Origin of the sequence: Priestia sp. SIMBA_032, from assembly GCF_046535215.1 — a bacterium.
Classification (GTDB): Bacteria; Bacillota; Bacilli; order Bacillales; family Bacillaceae_H; genus Priestia; species Priestia aryabhattai.
This window is the reverse complement of the sequence record NZ_JAWRXD010000008.1, coordinates 62,663-81,346: the sequence shown is the minus strand read 5'-3', so window position 1 is coordinate 81,346 and position 18,684 is coordinate 62,663. Positions and strand designations below refer to the sequence as shown.

15 protein-coding genes and 1 pseudogene are annotated in these 18,684 nt (G+C 36.5%); 11 read left to right on the top strand and 5 right to left on the bottom strand.

The window, feature by feature from the left end; genetic code table 11:
• Positions 1-229: 229 nt before the first annotated feature.
• Positions 230-1,069, bottom strand: a complete 840-nt coding sequence (locus tag SB717_RS22035) for an MBL fold metallo-hydrolase (protein ID WP_410904712.1) — start codon at positions 1,067-1,069, stop codon at positions 230-232.
• Positions 1,070-2,231: 1,162 nt separating this feature from the next.
• On the opposite strand from SB717_RS22035, the gene SB717_RS22030 reads away from it, so the two are divergent.
• Positions 2,232-2,399, top strand: a complete 168-nt coding sequence (locus tag SB717_RS22030; RefSeq protein WP_410904711.1) for a hypothetical protein — start codon at positions 2,232-2,234, stop codon at positions 2,397-2,399.
• 84 nt (positions 2,400-2,483) lie between these two features.
• Entirely contained in the window at positions 2,484-4,646 is a 2,163-nt protein-coding gene (locus tag SB717_RS22025; RefSeq protein WP_410904710.1) for a beta-glucosidase, read from the top strand.
• Positions 4,647-5,064: 418 nt separating this feature from the next.
• Here SB717_RS22025 and SB717_RS22020 read toward each other — a convergent pair whose 3' ends face one another.
• Positions 5,065-5,478 carry an Lrp/AsnC family transcriptional regulator gene (locus tag SB717_RS22020; RefSeq protein ID WP_410904709.1) on the bottom strand — a complete coding sequence of 138 codons (414 nt, stop codon included), beginning with the start codon at positions 5,476-5,478 and terminating at the stop codon, positions 5,065-5,067.
• 117 nt (positions 5,479-5,595) lie between these two features.
• Between SB717_RS22020 and SB717_RS22015 the strand changes: the two genes are divergently transcribed.
• Both SB717_RS22015 and SB717_RS22010 read left to right on the top strand, forming a co-directional pair.
• Entirely contained in the window at positions 5,596-6,357 is a 762-nt protein-coding gene (locus tag SB717_RS22015) for an MBL fold metallo-hydrolase (RefSeq protein ID WP_410904708.1), read from the top strand.
• 224 nt (positions 6,358-6,581) lie between these two features.
• Complete coding sequence (locus SB717_RS22010; RefSeq protein ID WP_410904707.1) at positions 6,582-7,880, top strand: MFS transporter; 1,299 nt, start codon at positions 6,582-6,584, stop codon at positions 7,878-7,880.
• A 437-nt stretch (positions 7,881-8,317) separates the two neighbouring features.
• Here SB717_RS22010 and SB717_RS22005 read toward each other — a convergent pair whose 3' ends face one another.
• The gene (locus SB717_RS22005; RefSeq protein WP_410904706.1) at positions 8,318-8,662 is read right to left on the bottom strand and encodes a hypothetical protein; all 345 of its coding nucleotides are present in this window, start codon (positions 8,660-8,662) and stop codon (positions 8,318-8,320) included.
• 469 nt (positions 8,663-9,131) lie between these two features.
• Between SB717_RS22005 and SB717_RS22000 the strand changes: the two genes are divergently transcribed.
• Positions 9,132-9,572 carry a YaiI/YqxD family protein gene (locus tag SB717_RS22000; RefSeq protein ID WP_410904705.1) on the top strand — a complete coding sequence of 147 codons (441 nt, stop codon included), beginning with the start codon at positions 9,132-9,134 and terminating at the stop codon, positions 9,570-9,572.
• A gap of 1,037 nt (positions 9,573-10,609) precedes the next feature.
• On the top strand, positions 10,610-11,725 hold the full coding sequence (locus SB717_RS21995; RefSeq protein ID WP_410904704.1) for a GerAB/ArcD/ProY family transporter: 1,116 nt from the start codon (positions 10,610-10,612) through the stop codon (positions 11,723-11,725).
• A 777-nt stretch (positions 11,726-12,502) separates the two neighbouring features.
• On the opposite strand, the gene SB717_RS21990 is transcribed toward SB717_RS21995, so the two are convergent.
• Entirely contained in the window at positions 12,503-13,513 is a 1,011-nt protein-coding gene (locus SB717_RS21990; RefSeq protein ID WP_410904703.1) for an NADP-dependent oxidoreductase, read from the bottom strand.
• 117 nt (positions 13,514-13,630) lie between these two features.
• On the opposite strand from SB717_RS21990, the gene SB717_RS21985 reads away from it, so the two are divergent.
• The 5 genes and pseudogenes from SB717_RS21985 (at position 13,631) to SB717_RS21965 (ending at position 16,872) form a co-directional block, all read left to right on the top strand.
• Positions 13,631-14,218 (top strand): TetR/AcrR family transcriptional regulator, encoded by a 588-nt coding sequence (locus SB717_RS21985; protein WP_214988879.1) that lies wholly within the window; start codon positions 13,631-13,633, stop codon positions 14,216-14,218.
• Positions 14,219-14,314: 96 nt separating this feature from the next.
• A pseudogene (locus SB717_RS21980) lies at positions 14,315-14,470 on the top strand (recombinase family protein); the annotation flags it as partial.
• Positions 14,471-15,275: 805 nt separating this feature from the next.
• On the top strand, positions 15,276-15,449 hold the full coding sequence (locus SB717_RS21975; RefSeq protein WP_192998306.1) for a hypothetical protein: 174 nt from the start codon (positions 15,276-15,278) through the stop codon (positions 15,447-15,449).
• Positions 15,450-15,829: 380 nt separating this feature from the next.
• Entirely contained in the window at positions 15,830-16,162 is a 333-nt protein-coding gene (locus SB717_RS21970) for a hypothetical protein (RefSeq protein ID WP_410904702.1), read from the top strand.
• Positions 16,163-16,674: 512 nt separating this feature from the next.
• Positions 16,675-16,872 (top strand): IDEAL domain-containing protein, encoded by a 198-nt coding sequence (locus tag SB717_RS21965; RefSeq protein ID WP_192101377.1) that lies wholly within the window; start codon positions 16,675-16,677, stop codon positions 16,870-16,872.
• Positions 16,873-17,082: 210 nt separating this feature from the next.
• Here the strand turns inward: SB717_RS21965 and SB717_RS21960 are convergent, their stop codons facing one another.
• Positions 17,083-18,447, bottom strand: a complete 1,365-nt coding sequence (locus SB717_RS21960) for a citrate:proton symporter (protein WP_192101376.1) — start codon at positions 18,445-18,447, stop codon at positions 17,083-17,085.
• Between the last annotated feature and the right edge of the window lie 237 nt (positions 18,448-18,684).

Below are 18,684 nucleotides of genomic sequence, written 5' to 3'. Positions count from 1 at the left end.
GAATACCAGGAATTGTTATTACCCTTTTAGTTTTATTTGGATTAATCTTTTGGTTTCGAAAAACGTTTAGAAAAAACAATTAATATAATAGTTTTAAAAAGCTAGCAAACTAGAAGTTTGCTAGCTCTTTTTATTTTTTTCTTTAACAAGACCTAGATAGCTTTGTATTTTGTCAAAGTATATGTTTGTAATTTCCATAAAACGTATTCCAGGAACCTATATAAATTACTTAAACATATTCTAGTCGTAAGCCTACCCCAACTTCTTCTATATCAGCAACTCGAGAGAGAGCTATCTTAGAATGTAAATCCGTACAATGAGAAGCGTGTAGCTTATTAGGACCAAGTTCTTCTATATATTTTACGGTATTCTCTAGCTGAAAGTCTGATGGATCCAATAAATGAAATCCCCCTATAACATCTACTACCCTTTCTTCACTACATACCTCTTTTGCATACTCAATAATGTTACATATCCCCGAATGAGCACAACCTACCATAATAACTAACCCTTCTAATGATTTATAAACTAACGCAGTATCATCAAAAATAAAATCGTCAAATTCTTCTTTTTCAGTGTTAACTTTTCCAATAGATTCTTTGCCCTCAAAATTAAATTTTCTTTTAATTCCACCCAAAAACACTAATTTATCAGTCAGCCAAAATGGTTGCTTAGATAAGTTAATAGGGAAATGTTTGCTTAATTTATTGTAAGATAAGACACTCCCTATCTCGCTTACTGAATCAAGTAATTTGCTTTCAAAAACTAACGGATGACCAATGATTGTAGGGGTATGATGAGTTAAAGCCTCACTTTTGGCTTCCATATGTAGGCTAATTAAATGTGTAAGTCCCCAAGTATGATCGACGTGTCCATGTGATAAGGCTACCCAATCTAAGTTCCTTAAATTAATTCTCATCTTCTCTGCATTTCTTATAAAAGCATCGGAATAGCCAGTATCAAATAAAATTCGTTTATCGTCTTCCTCAATAAAGAATGAAAGTGCTGGCTCTCCTAAGAAGTAGCGATCAATCAACGTATTATTATCTACAAGTACTGATAATCTCATATAAATATCCACCTTTTTTGTGATTTCCATATATTATAACTAAATTAAGGAAATTATTGTTAACAAACAAAAGTGAATCTGTTTTTAAGTTGCATAAGACATACCTATTTAGTTAAGTCGGGTAAGTTAGGGGCATCACTGCCCCTTCCTCCCCTAAGAACCGTGCGAGTCCCTTTCAAGACACATCGGCTCAAGCCTCCCATTGCAGGTCCATTTGCTGTCGTATCCTCATCACACACCATATCGGTAAGTAAAACGTACGCCGACGCTCCAAATGGAGGTATACATAACAGTACGTTTCTTTCGTCAGAAGATAGCCACAACCTTATGTTCCTACGAGAGACCAACGAGAAGTCAGCTCCCTTTCGGGCCTATCATGGGTTTGTCCGTAAGGACGATAGTATCCACTCAGTTATACAGTTTCCTGCTTTCCTGTTCTCTTTCGAGATAATGGCATTTGCTTTCTCTCGTATCCTTTACCCTCTGCCACATCGTTTGACTTTGCAGTCATCCTACTGTTTACACAGTTGACAAAGGGCTTACCAAGTTCCGCATCTTATAGATACAACGAGGTTAGGTGGGTTCTTTACTCCGGGCAAGATACGGGACGCGTCACAGCAGCTTTATGAATCTACTTTTCCTCTTGCCAATACCCAGGTAAATCTGTGCACTATCCTGAGCTAACACTTACGAAGCTTACAAACCTTCACTAATGTTCACCATACTCATCTTCCCCTAGCAGTGTTCCGAGTCGTGCACTGACTCTCTGTTTCCGCATTTCCGCATGCAACCCACGAGCCCGTTACCAGATCCGCAGTTTTGGACGGGGATAGTTTTTGCGTCTAAACCAGTGGCGTAAGCCACACTATATAAAAGCGACTTCTTGTCGCACCATAAAACGTATTATCGGCAACCGAAAAATAAGGAGCCCTTAATAATAAGGACTTCTTATTTCTCTTTTCCATCTTGATATATGCATATCTTATATGATCTACGCTTATTCAAATACTTTCAAAAATCAAGTGAAACGTCTAAATGACTTGATTTTATCTATGTATTTGCTAAATGAATCTTGCTACTATTCAACTAATAGAAGTGTTTATAAGAAGAGTAGCTGGTTATTTTTTGTAAACGCTTTAATGTTGGATAAAGGGGTAATGACATGTTAAAGGAAAGCAAAAAGAAAAGAAGAAAAAAGTTGTTGGTTCTACCACTTGCATCAGGAATTATTTTATCAGGAATTAATGCTGATTTTGCTCTTGCAACTGATAATCCTTCACAGAGAGTGACAGAGTCCTCAAAACAAAGTAATCATAAAAGTGGGCAGTAAACAGCGACTCCCAAGCTTGTAGATGAAGCGTCCATCAATGCTGTGATTGCAGCGATGACATTGAAGGAGAAAGCTTCTCTCGTTGTGGGTGGAAATAAGGAAGAAGTAACGTCAGGAAATGGGGAAATAATTGGAACACAGGCCACTAAGGTTCCAGGCGCCGCAGGGCAAACTCAAGCAATTCCACGTTTAGGAATTCCTTCTATTGTTTTTGCTGATGGGGCAGTGGGAGTGAAACTTGATTCGACCCGGCCCAATGATAATCATAAGTACTACGCTACGAAATTCCCTTCTCCTAGCGTTCTTGCCTCAACATGGGATACAGAGCTTGTTAAAGAGGTGGGAGAAGCAGAAGTTAGGGAACTAAAAGCATATGGAATTGATTTATTTTTAGCGCCTGGCATGAATAATCAAAGCTATCTCTTAAATAGGAGAAATTATGAATATTTCTCAGAAGATCCTGTCGTTACTGGTAAAATGGCTACTGCATTTGTTAAAGGGGTTCAAGGGAATGGCGTCGGAGCAACAATTAAACATTTTGCAGCCTTTAATCAACGCATAAATCTTAATGTGAATGCGATTGTGAGCCAAAGAGCATTAAGAGAAATTTATTTAAAAGGATTTGAAATGACAGTTAAAGAAGCTAAGCCGTGGGCTGTCATGAATTCGTATAACAAAATAAACGGAACCTACGCAACTGAAAACAAAGAGCTCTTGAGAAATGTATTAAGAGAAGAGTTTGGATTTAAAGGATTCACAATGACAGATTGGGAAACCGGAGAGAGAGATCGAACCAAGCAAATGAACGCTGGCACGAATTTATTAATGCCGGGGACCGCAACCACTTCACAACAAATTATTTATGCTGTGCAAAGTGGTACACTAAATGAAAAAGTTCTTGATCGTAACGTAAAGGAACTTCTTCAGGTAATTGTAAAAACGCCAAGTTTCAAAGGTGAGCAACCTTCAAATAATCCTAATCTTAATAAAAATGCAAAAGTAGTACGAAAAGCAGCTGCGAACGCAATGGTATTACTAAAAAATAAATCAAATACATTACCAATCACCAAACACACCAGCGCATCTATATTTGGTACTCCGCAAATTGAGACATTAACCGGTGGTCGAGGAAGTTCTACAGTTTATACCGAACCAGGAAGAATTATAGGAATTCCTGATGGTTTGAGAAATGCAGGGTTTGAATTAAATGAAGACTTAATCAATAAGTACAGAGAATATGTTGCGAACTTAAGGCCACAGGACCAATACAAAGGTACATCTGGAGATTTCGGTACACTCGGACCGAAATTACCGGAGATGGATATTACCGAAGATGCTATCGCCGCAGCTGAGAATACGGATGTAGGAATTATTGTTTTATCACCAGCCTTTGGAATACCTGCTATAGACCGAGCAAAAGAAGATTTCTACTTATCTAAAACACAACAAGAAATGATTAATAAAGTTTCTACTGCCTACCATGCCAAAGGCAAAAAGGTTATTGTAATTTTGAATACAGAAGGAGCATTAGAAGTTGAAAGCTGGAAGGATAAAGTGGATGGAATCCTTCTATCCTGGCAGCCAGGTCAAGAGATAGGGAATGCTGTTGCAGATGTGATAACCGGCAAAGTGAACCCATCTGGGAAGCTCCCACACACTTTTCCAAAGGACTATAAAGATTTACCTTATGCAGATACGTTCCCTGGAACGGGCGAAAATTATGTATATAAAGAAGACATTTATGTTGGCTATCGCTACAATACGACTTTCAACGTGAAGCCATCCTATGAGTTTGGTTATGGTCTATCTTATACAGACTTTGACTATAGGAATATTAAAGTGACCAACACCAGAAATTTTAAAGATAAGATTATGGTCCATGCAACAATAAAAAATACAGGGAAGTTAGCAGGTAAAGAAGTAGTGCAAGTGTATGTATCAGCTCCTGATGGAAAGCTTGAAAAACCAGAACTAGAGTTGAAGGCATTCACGAAAACGAAGGAATTAAACCCAGGCAAAAAAGAAAATGTGAAATTTGAGCTTGATGCAAAAGATCTTGCCTCATTTGATGAGAATTTATCCGCATGGGTTGTTGAAAAAGGCACTTACAAAGTAAAAATAGGAGCTTCTTCTGCAAATATTAAAGGAACTGCTACATTCAAAGTAGATAAAGATATGATTGTAGAGAGAGTAAGCGATGTATTAGAGCCACAAATAAAATTTGATCGTTTATCTAAATTTAACTAAGCATTCAAGGTTTTTCACCATACTAACAAATGAAAAACTAGTTTCTATATCATATGAACTTCACGATAACACGGGTTAATAGGGAGAGAAGTATCAAAACTACGTCATTTTTGCTGATAGTTGAATCCTGTGAATTAAAATTTGAAGACTTATTCTATGCTGGACTTAATTGGTATGATTGAGTAATGAACACAAACAAAATAGAATAGGCCCTATTTTTATCAACACTTATAATACGAATCTTATAAATATAACAAGCAGCCAAGGTTTCCTTGAAAAAGCACCTGGCTGCTTGTTTGTCTATTTAGTTAGTTAGATGAAAAACAATGGAGTCCCTTTTGAAATGCCTGCAAAATACAAATACTCCCATTGAATCGTTTGTTTTCTTAAGACGGTAGCAACCATCTCCTTTTGTTCATTAAAGCTTATTAATTACAATAGATAACTTATAATTTACATGCTTGTTCAGCTCTACTAAGAATTGATCCAATACTTCATTCGATGGAAATTTACATTCAAGTAAATAGCAACCATCTCCACTAATTTTATAATTATTTAATAGATAGTTCTCTTGTGTTTCTATAAACGAGAGAAAAGGTTGATGTGATGTGCTTTTTGTATAGATATTAATCCAAGCATGTATAAAACATCCTAGTTCCTTTTGATTCACTTGAATCGTATATCCTTCAATCACTCCACTGTCTTCTAACTTTGCCACTCTAGATGCAGCTGCTTGACCAGTTAAATGGACTTTCTCTCCCAACTCTTTCATCGTGATTCGACTATTTTTCGATAGTTCATTTAAGATACTGATATCCGTATTATCTAACATATATTTAAATCCTTTCATTTCTCAAGTTTAACCGCCAAAAGACTTGATTTTATCTATGTATTTGTCAATGGTTCATATTATAAACTAGACGTACATTAAATAAAAGGAGAGGTAAATATGCAAATTAAACAAATTCGAAATGCCACAATCATTGTTGAATATGCAGATAAAAAGTTTTTAATAGATCCTATGTTAGCTGAGAAAGGTACGTACCCAGCTTTCACAAATACAATAAGACAAGATCAACGTAACCCTATAGTGAACTTACCAATATCAGTAGAACAAATTATTAATGTAGATGCTGTCATTCTTACTCATCTCCATTTAGACCACTTTGATGAGGCAGCCCAAAAAATATTGCCAAAAGATATTAAAATGTTTGTACAAAACGAAGAAGAATCTAAAGAAGTGAGAAACGTTGGTTTTCAAGATGTAGAAGTATTACAAGAAGATACGATCTTTGAAGGTATCCAATTAGCGAAAACCAAAGGGGAGCATGGAAGAGGAGAAGAACTATTAAAGCTTATGGGGAAAGTATGTGGCGTTGTCTTTAAACATTCAAGTGAAAAAACTTTGTATGTAGCTGGTGATACTGTCTGGTATGAAGGTGTACAGGAAGAATTAGATACCCATACCCCAGATATTATTATAGTCAATGGCGGAGATAATCAAATACCAAAATTTGGTTCACTTATTATGGGAAAAGAGGACATTTATGAAGTGTACAAAGCTGCCCCTGATGCAAAAGTTATCGCAGTTCACATGGAAGCTGTGAATCATTGGGGGTTATCAAGAGAAGAGTTAAAAGATTTCATGAAGGAAAAAGAGATGGATTCTCGTGTACTTGTTCCAGATGATGGTGAATCCTACACATTTTAAGTTAAAAGACAGCCGAATAGAAGAGTGTAAATAGTAAGAAGAGAAAAGACAAGAGGCTTATGATTATGTCATAAATAATCATAAGCTTCTTCTATTGATAAATATCATTAAATGTAAATATATCGAAAAATCTAAATATACGGAATAACATAAATGGAATATTTCAAGGCTGACAAAATCACACATGAAAAGCTACAAATATATTTTATTAGGAGGTTGAGTTCATGACAATGATAGCAAAAGATACAAATGTATCAACACAGCAGCCTATATGGTTGCAAGAATATATTGATTCACCAGAAAGACAAGCAAAACTTTATAAAAAAACATTAAGAATTTTGATGTTTTCACAAATCTTTGGGGGAGCAGGACTTGGAGCCGGTGTAACGGTAGGGGCACTTCTTGCACAAGACATGCTAGGGACGGAAAATGCAGCAGGGATTCCAACGGCTCTATTTACTTTAGGTTCTGCAGGATCTGCCCTACTCATAGGCCGATCTTCACAACGTTTTGGACGTAGAGCAGGACTTGCAGGAGGGTTCCTTGCAGGAGGGATAGGCGCTATCGGTGTTATCATTGCAGCTTTAACCAACAACATTGCACTTTTATTCCTTTCCCTTCTTATTTATGGAGCTGGTACGGCGTCTAATCTACAAGCGCGATATGCAGGGACGGATCTTGCAACAGATAAACAAAGGGCAACTGCCGCAAGTATGGCCATGGTTTCCACTACCTTGGGTGCTGTAGTTGCTCCTAACTTGGTCAATACAATGGGGGAATTTGCGAACTCAATCAGTGTTCCAACTTTGGCTGGCCCTTTCATCTTGTCAGGAGCTGCCTTCATAATTGCCGGATTATTGATCTTATTTTTTCTTCGTCCAGATCCTTTGGTTGTGTCTACAGCTATTGCGAGTGCTCAGAAAAATGTGAATACAGAGACAGAGACAAATTTAAAGAGTGCTAATATCAACAAAAAAGGTGTTGTGGTAGGAGCTGTAATTATGATTTTGACTCAATTTGTCATGTCAGCCATTATGACAATGACACCAGTTCATATGGGACATCATGGTCATGGTTTGCAAGAGGTAGGGGTAGTTATAGGTTTCCATATAGCAGCTATGTACCTTCCTTCGCCATTAACAGGTATACTCGTAGATAAGCTTGGCCGTACTACTATGGCTGTTGCTTCTGGTGTTACACTCTTAGCCTCTGGATTGGTGGCAGCTTTTGCACCAGTAGGTTCAATGCCACTGCTTACCCTGGCGTTAGTACTGCTAGGTTTGGGCTGGAACTTTGGTTTGATAAGTGGAACTGCTCTCATTATAGATTCAACACATCCATCTGTGCGTGCAAAAACACAAGGATCAGTCGATGTCTTATTTGCCCTGTCAGGAGCAGCTGGTGGAGGATTATCAGGAACGGTAGTCGCTCATTCTAGTTATGCATCATTATCACTTTCTGGAGCCATTCTGTCACTAGTGCTTATTCCTGTAGTTATTTGGTCTCGTAAGACTCAAAGCTAAAAGCTAATATAAGATTTTATATGCAATAAAACAGTTGTAGTTTTTCGGTTATCTCTTAATTTAGAGGGAAAAGTAGTAACTGGGACTGTCATTCTTCAAACAGACAAATCATTTAATGATTTGTCTTTTTATATTTCATAAGGAAAGATTTGAATGGTATCTAATACTTTGAGCATTATACTAGAGATAGAAAAAACTGATTAGGTACAGTGATTTTTCTACTTTTAACTGTATATCGTATACAAAGTTAGTTAATATACTCAAATTTATCGGAAATGATTTTTAATAAGGGAACTTTATTTTATAAGATCAATCCCAAAAATTAAATATAACTTCCCCAACTTTCTTTGGTTTCCAAAAAAGGATTTGCTCTAACTCGCTACTGCTCAGCTTGTTTTTATTTTCTAAGCTTACCTTCCCTTTGCTTTTTCTTATATCTAAGGTTCATTAAGTTCTTCTTTACTTAAAACTTTATAGAATGGCATAAAATCCTTTGATAATACAGGATCATCAATAAAATTGAGGTGTTGAAATTCAACAGTAGAAGCAAAAGCTAGAAAAGGATAATATGCATTAAGTAACACATATATCTCTCGGTTACAAATATTCATTTTTACCTTTAAAAAATTAGTTGCTAAATTTGATTCATCAATGTCTAATATTCTTCCCTGATTTTTTCTAACCAAATTGAAGCATATATATTTAAATTGTTTCTCATCTATTTCATTCGGTTTATTATCTATTGAACTATGAAAACCAGTTACCCCATTAGGAAGGTTCATTAAATAACTCCTTTCAGGATGCTTAGTTACGTATATTTTATATGTATAAAGTATTTAATACTCCCTCTTAAAACTCACGATTCATACTCCTTTTCTTCATCAATCCATCTATCTTCAGTCAATAGCCCACACTTAGGGCATTTATATTTTGGATTTATTTGAGTTGTTATTTCCTCAACATTACAAAGTTCACATAAGTTAATTAAAAACAAATATCATCACACTCCCAATAAATAGAAACCACATCATTATTATTATGGGTTTCATAAGTGATAATAACATCTTTTTCATACTTTAGAAGGTTACGTGAGATCAAATTAGCTTCTCCTTTTAAAAAAGGGAGCATCAAACGCGCGCTTTAATACAACAACTGTTTCTTAATAATTTTAGGTAAACTATCTTTATCGTTTGACAAAGGCTAAATCTTCCATTATCATCAACTCAAACTTATTTACGGGGAGAGGTAAAGATGAAGATTTATGTTGATGCAGATGCTTGTCCAGTAAAAGATATCATTATCTCTGAAGGTACGAATGCTGAAATTCCTGTTATCCTTGTTACTAGCTTTTCTCATTTTTCTAATGTGGAACAACCATCAGGAGTGGAAACCATTTATGTTGATTCTGGAGCAGATGCTGCGGATTATCGGATTATGGGGTTAGTAGAAAAAGGAGATATAATCGTTACGCAAGATTATGGTCTTGCTTCGCTAGGTTTAGCAAAAGGGTGCGTGGTACTTCACCATAATGGATCTAGCTATACAAATGAAAACATTGACCAATTATTACAAACACGTTATTTGAGTGCAATGGCTCGAAAAAGCGGAAAGCGTACAAAGGGACCAAAACCATTTACATCTGAAGATAGGGAGAAATTTAAGGGGCTTTTTAAAAGAGCCATTTTACGTTAAAAAAGAACCATCCATTTTTAAGAAAAACCTTAAAAAATAAATTGTCCCAATATTAAACTAACCTGCCCCGTTAGCTTAAGTACATTTCTTCACAATCTTCTCTATTTACTTTAACAAAATTCCCCTAATTCTCTCATTAAGTATTATTCCACGAAAGGGCCCTTAACAAAAAAAGAGAAGAATTCTCGTTAAGATAACCACCGTTATAAGAACCTGTAAAAAAAGAGAAGATCATATTCCTAATCTTCTCTTTTTCTATATTTAAACTGTTCCTCTTTATAAATAAAATTCATTATTAAACAAAATCCTGCTAGAAGCCAACCAATGATAGGGGAATATATAAAAACATTTGTTAATAATAATCCTCCACAAATAAAGATTACCGAAAACATTAACAAAAAAACGTTAGTGCCTTCATTTCTATTCATATAAAACACCTCTCTAATTAATCAACTAAGTGAAAAAATAAAAAACTTTCGAAAGAATTCCATAAAATTTCCTAAGCAAAAAAGGACATTTCTTTTATGCCCTGTTCCCTCGTATCAGCCCCACCTACGCTAAATACTCTGACAGCCACTCATGCTATCCAACCTACACTTAGTATAAATGAAAGCGATTACAAAGTAAAGTAATTAATAAAATATTCTGTCTATTTTTTATTATATTAAACTTGCCTATTTCGAATAATATTAAATACAATGAGCAAACTACCCAAGATGCAATGAGGCATCACTCATGAAACCCAATTACGTAACAGAAAAATCAACCTTTAGGACTCAGAGGTTGGTTTTCCGTTTTTTTAAGCTGTATAGGATATACAAAACTAGTTGACATAATCATCATTTCTAGGTAGTAAAATTAAATATTAATAGCCGCATCTAGAATTAGATGTGGCTATTAATATGTACATAAGAGCATTACTTTTGGGTACCTTAGACATATGTAATCCATCTCCAAATTAATCTCCGTAAGGAAAGAAATATAAGAAAAGAAAATTATATCTAATAAAATAGGCATCAGAAGGAGGTAATTATCTAGTGGAAAAAGCAAGAATTAGTGGAAGTCAACTATTTACCCTAATGATGCTGTTTGAATTTGGAAGTGCTTTCCTCCTCCCTATTGCTATAGAAGCGAAGCAAGATGCTTGGCTTTCCATTATGTTCGGAATGATAGGCGGTTTTCTTCTATTTTTAGTCTACTATCAACTATATCGTTACTATCCTGATTTATTACTTGTAGAATTCACACAAGAAATTATGGGGAAATGGATTGGTCGTCTTATTTCATTTCTTTACATTTTCTACTTTGCGAACCTTGCTGCCAGAGTCATTCGAGATTTTGGAGACATGTTATTGACATTTGCCTATCCAGACACTCCTTTATTTATTGTAAATGCCTTACTGATGTTTGTTGTTATCTATACCGTCAGCAAAGGAATTGAGGTGTTGGCGAGATCCAGTCAGCTTCTGTTTATTTTGATCTACCTCTTTGCCATTTCTGGATTCCTTCTTATTGTATGTTCGGGTTTAATTGAATTTACAAATTTAAAACCAGTATTAGAAGGCGGCATTTGGCTGCCTCTGAAAGTTTCCCTTACTCAAAATGTATATTTTCCATTTGGCGAAACGATTGTATTTTTGATGATTTTACCTTATGTAAAAAATATGAGCAAAGGAATTGGATTAAGCGCTATTGGATTAACGGGTATCAATTTAATGATTACCATGATTATAAATGTGAGTGTGTTAGGAGTAAGTCTTACTGCGCGCTCACAGTTTCCTCTTCTAAGTACAGTACAAAGTATTCAGGTGGCTGATTTTTTAGAGCGTCTTGACGTGTTTTTCATGCTTACAGCAGTTATTGGGGGATTTATTAGGACAAGTGTACTTTTCTACGCTGTCGTAATAGGAACAGCAAATTTATTTAAAATTAAATCTCCATCTAAGCTATGCTATCCCTTAGGTCTTGTTGTTTTGTTTTATTCTCTGTCACTAGCCAATAATTATGAGGAACTTATACAAGAAGGGATTAAAACATTACCATTTTACCTAGATATTCCACTTCAAGTCATAATTCCTCTTTTGCTTCTTACTGTGGCTTTCTTTAAAAGTAGAGCCAAGCTTAAGCAATCTGGTGTCACCCTACATAAATAAAAAATGTAAGTTTAATCTGCCCAAATCAAGCTTACATTCGTAAAAATTCACTTTTTACGCTGTATACCATATACATTTTTAGTTAACATAATACCTCTTAAAGGAACCAGGAAAGCAAAAAAACCCTTGGGGCAGTAGGGCTTCCGCCAAGGATTCTTTTCCGGAGTATGCAGCTTTTTATACATCGTTGATATGACTACGTTCATTGGATAGTTGAAAGAAACGAGAATGTATAAAAAGCGCTCCTTTTATACATATGCTTGTACGGAAAAATATAGTATTTCCAGCAAAAATGTGCTAAAATTTGTTAGAATCCGTTTATCATACGCTTTATACGTGTGAACCCTATTTATGAGCTACCTCGCGTCCACTGCCGAGGTAGCTTTTTATTTTGCTTACCTTTTGACTGGACAAATTATAACCTAATATTATATTTTAGGTATGTACATGTATATATTTCACTTTTATCAACTATTAAAAGCAGCTATGAGTCACCACACATGTAAGAAAAGCCCTCAATTAATTTTGAGGGCTTTTCTTGTATTTTTCTTCAATACAGGTAAATGATAAAACTATTTTTAATAAAATACATTCATCATTACTTAATGATATGCCAAAAAGTGAAACTAGACATAATCAGCTTTATGTAAACTAACTCTGTATATCGTATTAAGTTAGCAAATTTTTTCAAAGCTCATTCGCGGTCCTCGTTAGTGGAACGCCGCATAGTTTTGTGCCGTTCCACTAGGAGTGTGATAATCATTCGAGCTGTCATCCTTACACAACCGTGAGCACGATCTTGCCTTGGATGTGCCCACGGGCGGCTCGTTCGTGCGCCTTGCGAGCATCGGCAAGTGGAAACGTGCTGTCGATGGCGACACGAACCGTCCCGGCATCGAGCAAACGCCCTAATTCCACTAGCTGCGGGCCGTTTGAGCGCACTTGGGTCATCGATACCGTGACGCCCAGCTTTGCGGCCTCCTCGGCGTCGGAGAAGCCTATGAACACTGGGAACAAAGCGCCGCCACGCTTGAGCGTACGCAAGAAACGACCGGTTGTTGGACCACCGAGGGTATCGAGGACGAGATCAACGTCATGGGCGATGTCCTCGGGAGGGCTCTTGGTGTAGTCGATGAATTCGTCGGCACCGAGCTCGCGCAGGAACGACTCATGCTTGCCCGATGCCACCGCGATGACATGTGCCCCCTTCCATTTAGCCAGTTGCACTGCTAAATGTCCCACACCCCCCGCGGCACCATTGACGAGTACCGTCTTGCCGTTGAGTGGCAGAGGGCGATGCGACTCCGGTTGAAACGGATTCGCTTCATTGTGCCCCAACTCGATCAGGAACTGCCAGCCGGTGAGACCTGCCATCGGCGCCCCTGCAGCGTGCACATGATCGATGCCAGCAGGTTTGAGTGCAATATCCGACGCTGGTGCGGTAACGTACTCGGCATAAGCAGCGCTCTCCCCCATGCTTGGAAAGCGAACCATGCCGAAAACTTCATCGCCGATGGAGAAGCCTTGCACATCCGTGGCTACCGCCTCGACGACGCCCGACATGTCCGAACCCAGAATTAAGGGAAAGGACACCGCCGGCTGCCACTCAGGAGGAAGATCTTTATACCCCTCGCGCAGGTACCAGTCGGGGGGGTTGATGCCAACCGCGTGAACGCGGACAAGTACTTCCCCAGGTTTCAGTTCGGGAAGCGGGGCCTCCTCGTGACGCAGTACCTCAGGGCCGCCGAATTCGTGCTGCCGAATTGCCTTCATTGTGTTTGTAGACATTGCTTTCTCCTTTCACACACATGTGTTATCCTTATTAGAGCAGTGCTCCACTTAAACGGAGCGCTGTTCCATTTATCATTATACGGAGCACTGTTCCGTTTGTCAAGGAGGAATCATATGCGAGCTGATGCGAAGAAAAACTATGAGCACATACTCGCAGTCGCGAGCGTCGTTGTAACCGAGCATGGCGTCGATGCATCGCTGCGCGATATCGCTCGCAGAGCTGGTGTGGGGCTCGGCACACTGTATCGTCATTTCCCGACGAGAGAGGCGCTGCTGGAAGCTTTGCTCCGCGCAAGCTTCGACGAGTTTACGACAAAGGCACGTGAGCTCGAAACTGCGAGTTCATCCGATGATGCACTCGTGTCGTGGCTACGCGACGTCGTTGCATTCACAGGAAATTATCAAGGTGTTGTGGACGCGATGATGGCAGCCAAGGAGGACCCGGAGTCTGCACTCCACGCTTCATGCGTCACGATGCGTACGGCAGGCACGCGACTTCTCACTCGCGCTCAAGCCGAGGGTCTGGCGCGTACCGACATGGATGGTGATGACCTGTTTTCGCTAGCTGCTGCGCTTGCGTGGCTCAGCAACCAGCCTTCGTCCGCGCCACGAGCTGAGCATCTCTTCACTATTATCGCGAGCGCGATCTTGACGAATCGAGCGAGCAGCGATTTCAGGGCCAGCTGTACAACTGATGATTAAAAAAAAGCCAGATTTTCCTTAGCGTACGTTTTCCGCGTTTTGTTGGCGGTACCCCCTGTACAATAAAATCATACTATTGTACAGGAGGCTTTTAAGATTATTGGATATGCCTGCGTTTCCACGACTGATCAGAATCTAGGCCGACAACTTAGCATGCTGAAGAAATATGGCTGCGAAAAGATAATTGAGGAGAAATTCACGGGTACGATGAAAGATCGTCCTGGTCTGCAGACTTCAATGAATGTGATTCAAGCAAATGGTTTTTCTTAAAGTATGGGACGTTAAACATAAAAAGACTTGCTTTAGGTAAAAAGCAAGTTAAAAGAAAGATAATCACGTTGGCAATTCCATTATAATCCAGAAGTTGTAATGAAACATTAAAATATAGTTAAAATCGAATTAAAAGTAAATTAATCCATAAAAGGATTAATTTACTTTTTTTATTTTGTGGTATTAAAAAAGTTTCGATAGTTTAAAGAAAACTTTGATTTTATTACTTTAACATTTTGAAACATAATCAAATAAAAAATCCGTAAAAGTATACATTTACGGACGTGATGTTTTAAAAATGAAACTATCAATTTTAACGTTCGTTTACATTTTAAATCATATTACGAACGTTCAATTAATCACATATACTTATACGAACTGTTTTACTCCACTAAAAAATTAAAAAAATAAATGTTTCCTTTATTTTTTCACTTCAGTAGCACTCTAAAGAAAATTTATCTACAATAAAATATAAATTTTTTCTGTCACAAGCTCGTTACCTATTTAAGCACGGCCATTATAAAAGTAGGTGTTTAATAATGTCTACTGAATAAAAAGGAGCATCATTCTATAGTGATGTCCTTTTATATATAATAAATTGTATAAGCTATACATTCTTAATTTTCTATAAAGCAAAAAAATAGCTTTTTTTGCCTCAAATCGTGTTGCTAGCGAACTCATACGCAAAATTAAAAGTCTTTTCATGAGTAGTTGTATTAGTAATTTCCTCATACTACCTCTTATTTTATCTTCAAATTTTCAAATAATACATCTAGGAGGTGTTTTTATGCCAGAATACGGTTCAACACATAATAACAACCATAGCAATAGTTATGATACTAATGGTGGAAATATCCAACCAGTAGATGTACCGAAATCAAATAGTAAAAAGATTCCTGCTAATAATGATGGTCTAAGTGGAAAAGTAAATGCAAACCTCGGCTACCATCCAGAAAAATAGCACGAAAAAACCACCCTACAGAAGTAAGGTGGTTCTCCGATAAGTTTTATCTTACAAAACTAAAACCATGTAGAATCTTTTTTTATTTTGTTTATTATACCATTTAATGAAAAAGAGAGCAACCTTAAAGTTACTCTCTCTCTCTCAGCAAAAATAAACACAAAATGTGTGTGTGGTGGTGTTTAGTATACCATCTTTGTACATTTGTTGGAAGACCTTCTATCTATATCATGCCATCATATAGAAGGTCATTCACGTGAACTACCCTCGGAAGGTATAACAACATTCTTATCAAATTAATCATATTTTAAACCACTTACATAAATAACCTCTTATGATTTTTTTATCGATTCAAATAATATATGTAGGAGGTGATTTTTATGCCAGATCAACCAAATGAAGGTCATGAACCACCAAAAACAGGTGATAATGGTACTGGTGGTGGAGATCCATTTGATGATGTTGATGATGTTGATGATCTTGATACACATGTAACCCCACCAGTTAGTGGTCCTACTTTTTACAGAGCAGATCATGATGAAGATGGTTCAGATAGACCTTCTGATAATTCAACTGTTGCGACAAGATTAGCACGAGAAGAACATAGTAATAACCCATTTGAATCCACTCATGCATCAATGGCACATGCATCAATGGCACGATATGCAGAAGCCGCAAGAAATAATAGGATGAATAATAATCGTTATAGATAATCGACATAGGCGCTATTTGTCGTCACTTTAAGTAAAAGATAAAACTATCATTTTTATAAATAGGTTTATATATTTACTTCTATATATAAAATATATTAATTTTGCATCTTTAATAAAGATTACATTATTAAAAATATATAAGAATTAAATAATTTTATGTTTTCTTCTTAGTTATTATAAATACAAAAAATTCTTGAAAGGTAAATAGAAGATAGAATGGTATATGATAAGAGGTGAAAATCTCTATTTGTCGTCAATAGTAGTAAATAATAAAACGTCAATCTTCAAAAGCTAATTTTTATCTTTTTTTTTAATCAATTTGGTATTAATTAGGTAGTTATATTTTTTTATCTAATTGAAGACATATGAAAAATATCTACAAGGAATATAAGAGCGTAATCATGCATATTACATATTATTCTATGTCTCACTTTATCTATCAACCTTGCATAAAAAGAGTGCAAAAGGGAATACTGTTTGCAAAAGAGAAAAGATAAAGGGGTTGACGTTTTATGGAAAATAATGTACTTAACGGAATGGATCGAGTTGATGCAAATTTACGCGATGAAATGTTGGCTGAATTGTTTCTGAATCAAATGATGGATGACTTCAAAAGAAATAAGATTCTTGAGGAAATTGATCAGTCCTTAAAGAATAAAGATAAAGAAGCTTTTTTACGTTTAACAGAGGAACTTAAATCTACATCATAATAAAACAATATATTATAGAAAAAGCTCGTCAAAAAAAAGCCTTTGCAGGAACTGCAAAGGCTTTAGTACTATGCTTAAACGTGAAGCTCAGTTAGGAAATTTCTATATAGCATTCTGAATTAGATTAGTCAAAAGAATTTAATTAATTGTCCTTCATGCATCAATTTTGTCCAATAACGAAATACAGCTAATTTTTGAAAAGTATTTCTTCTAAATTGGCAATGCTCCCGTTAATGTATAAACAGCGAGGTATATAAATAGAATTGGCCAAGCATATTTTATATATGTTTTTTGAAAGTCTATAAAGTTTGTTTCAGTTGAAGCAACTAACATATATAGAGCTGGAATAACTGGTGAAATTAGACGAAATGCCTGTCCCACCATGGAAGCTACCGCAGCTTCACCAGCAGAAATTCCATATTGACCCATAACATCCGATATAACGCCGGCAATTCCAAAGTAGAAGGCATCTTGTGGTAAAAATGTAATTGCAGGTGCTGCAATTAACGCGTAAATTGGTGCCATATTTGATCCTAATGATTCTGGAATAATAGCTGTAATAGATGTTGCTAAAGCAGTTGACATCCCACTACCTGTTAAAACACCAGAAAAAACGCCAGCAGCCAAGGTTGCCAAAGCTGGTGCTAAAGCATCTGCTGCTAAAGCATCGAGTCGTTCGTTGATAAGACTTGATGACTTATAGTTTACCGTAAGTGCAATTGCTGCACCTATACTAAACAAAACACCACCATGTGCAACATCCATCACAAGCATAACTAAAATAACAAGCGTTAAAATCAAATTAAAAGCATATAGTTTAGGTCTCTTTAATTCAGGATCTTTTAGACGAATAGCGTTTAACATGCTTTCCATTTGCTCTGGGGAAATGTCTTTAGCAGTTTTGGGATTAAAGTTTAAGCGCTTTCTTTCTTTTATACCAATAAAATAGGCCATACAAATTGCAAATACTTCAGCAACTAGCATTCCTGGCAACAAATCTGCAAACAATTCACTAATACTTACGCCCATTGCCGTGCTTGCAGCAATGGTTGGACCTCCCCATGGTAACTGATTAAAAATTCCAATAGGCGTAACAATAATTACGGCTAAATAAATTAGTTTAATATTCATTTGTTTATAGAGTTGAAGGAATGCAGCCACACAAATAATAATAGTGGTAGTAGTATCACCATTCATAGTGACTACTGTCGCAGTTAAAACTGTTGCCATTGTAACTTTCAATGGGTCACCTTTTGCTTTTTTAATAAAGAATTCACATAAAGGATCAAACAAACCGACATTAAGCATCAAACCAAAGTACAACACCGCAAATAAAATAACAATCGCAGGTGAAATAACACCCATAGAAACCTTTCCTGTTTCTTCATTTACACTAAATAAAACACCATCTTTAATCCATTCAAAGAGATCTAAAAAGGAAGCACCCGTTACAAAGGTTGCAATTGCTCCAAAAACAAATGGAACAATTGTTAATGCCCCGAATACGGACAACTTATTTTTTGAGAGAAGTACAATGAATACAATAATCATTAATAATGCTAGGAATGTTAACATACAAACCAGCTCCCGTAAAAAGTATGAAATTAAATTATTTGTAATTTTAAATAGTTAGGTGGATTACTATATTGTTAAGCTATGAATATATTAGCCTCTTATCCAGAACCTTATCAGAAGGGCTAACTTATAATAAGATTCTAAGACCTTTTTCATTTACTTAATGAAACTAACTTATTAAAAGTGAAAGCGTATACAAAATGTTCATCTCTTATAATAATACGAAAAAACAAATTG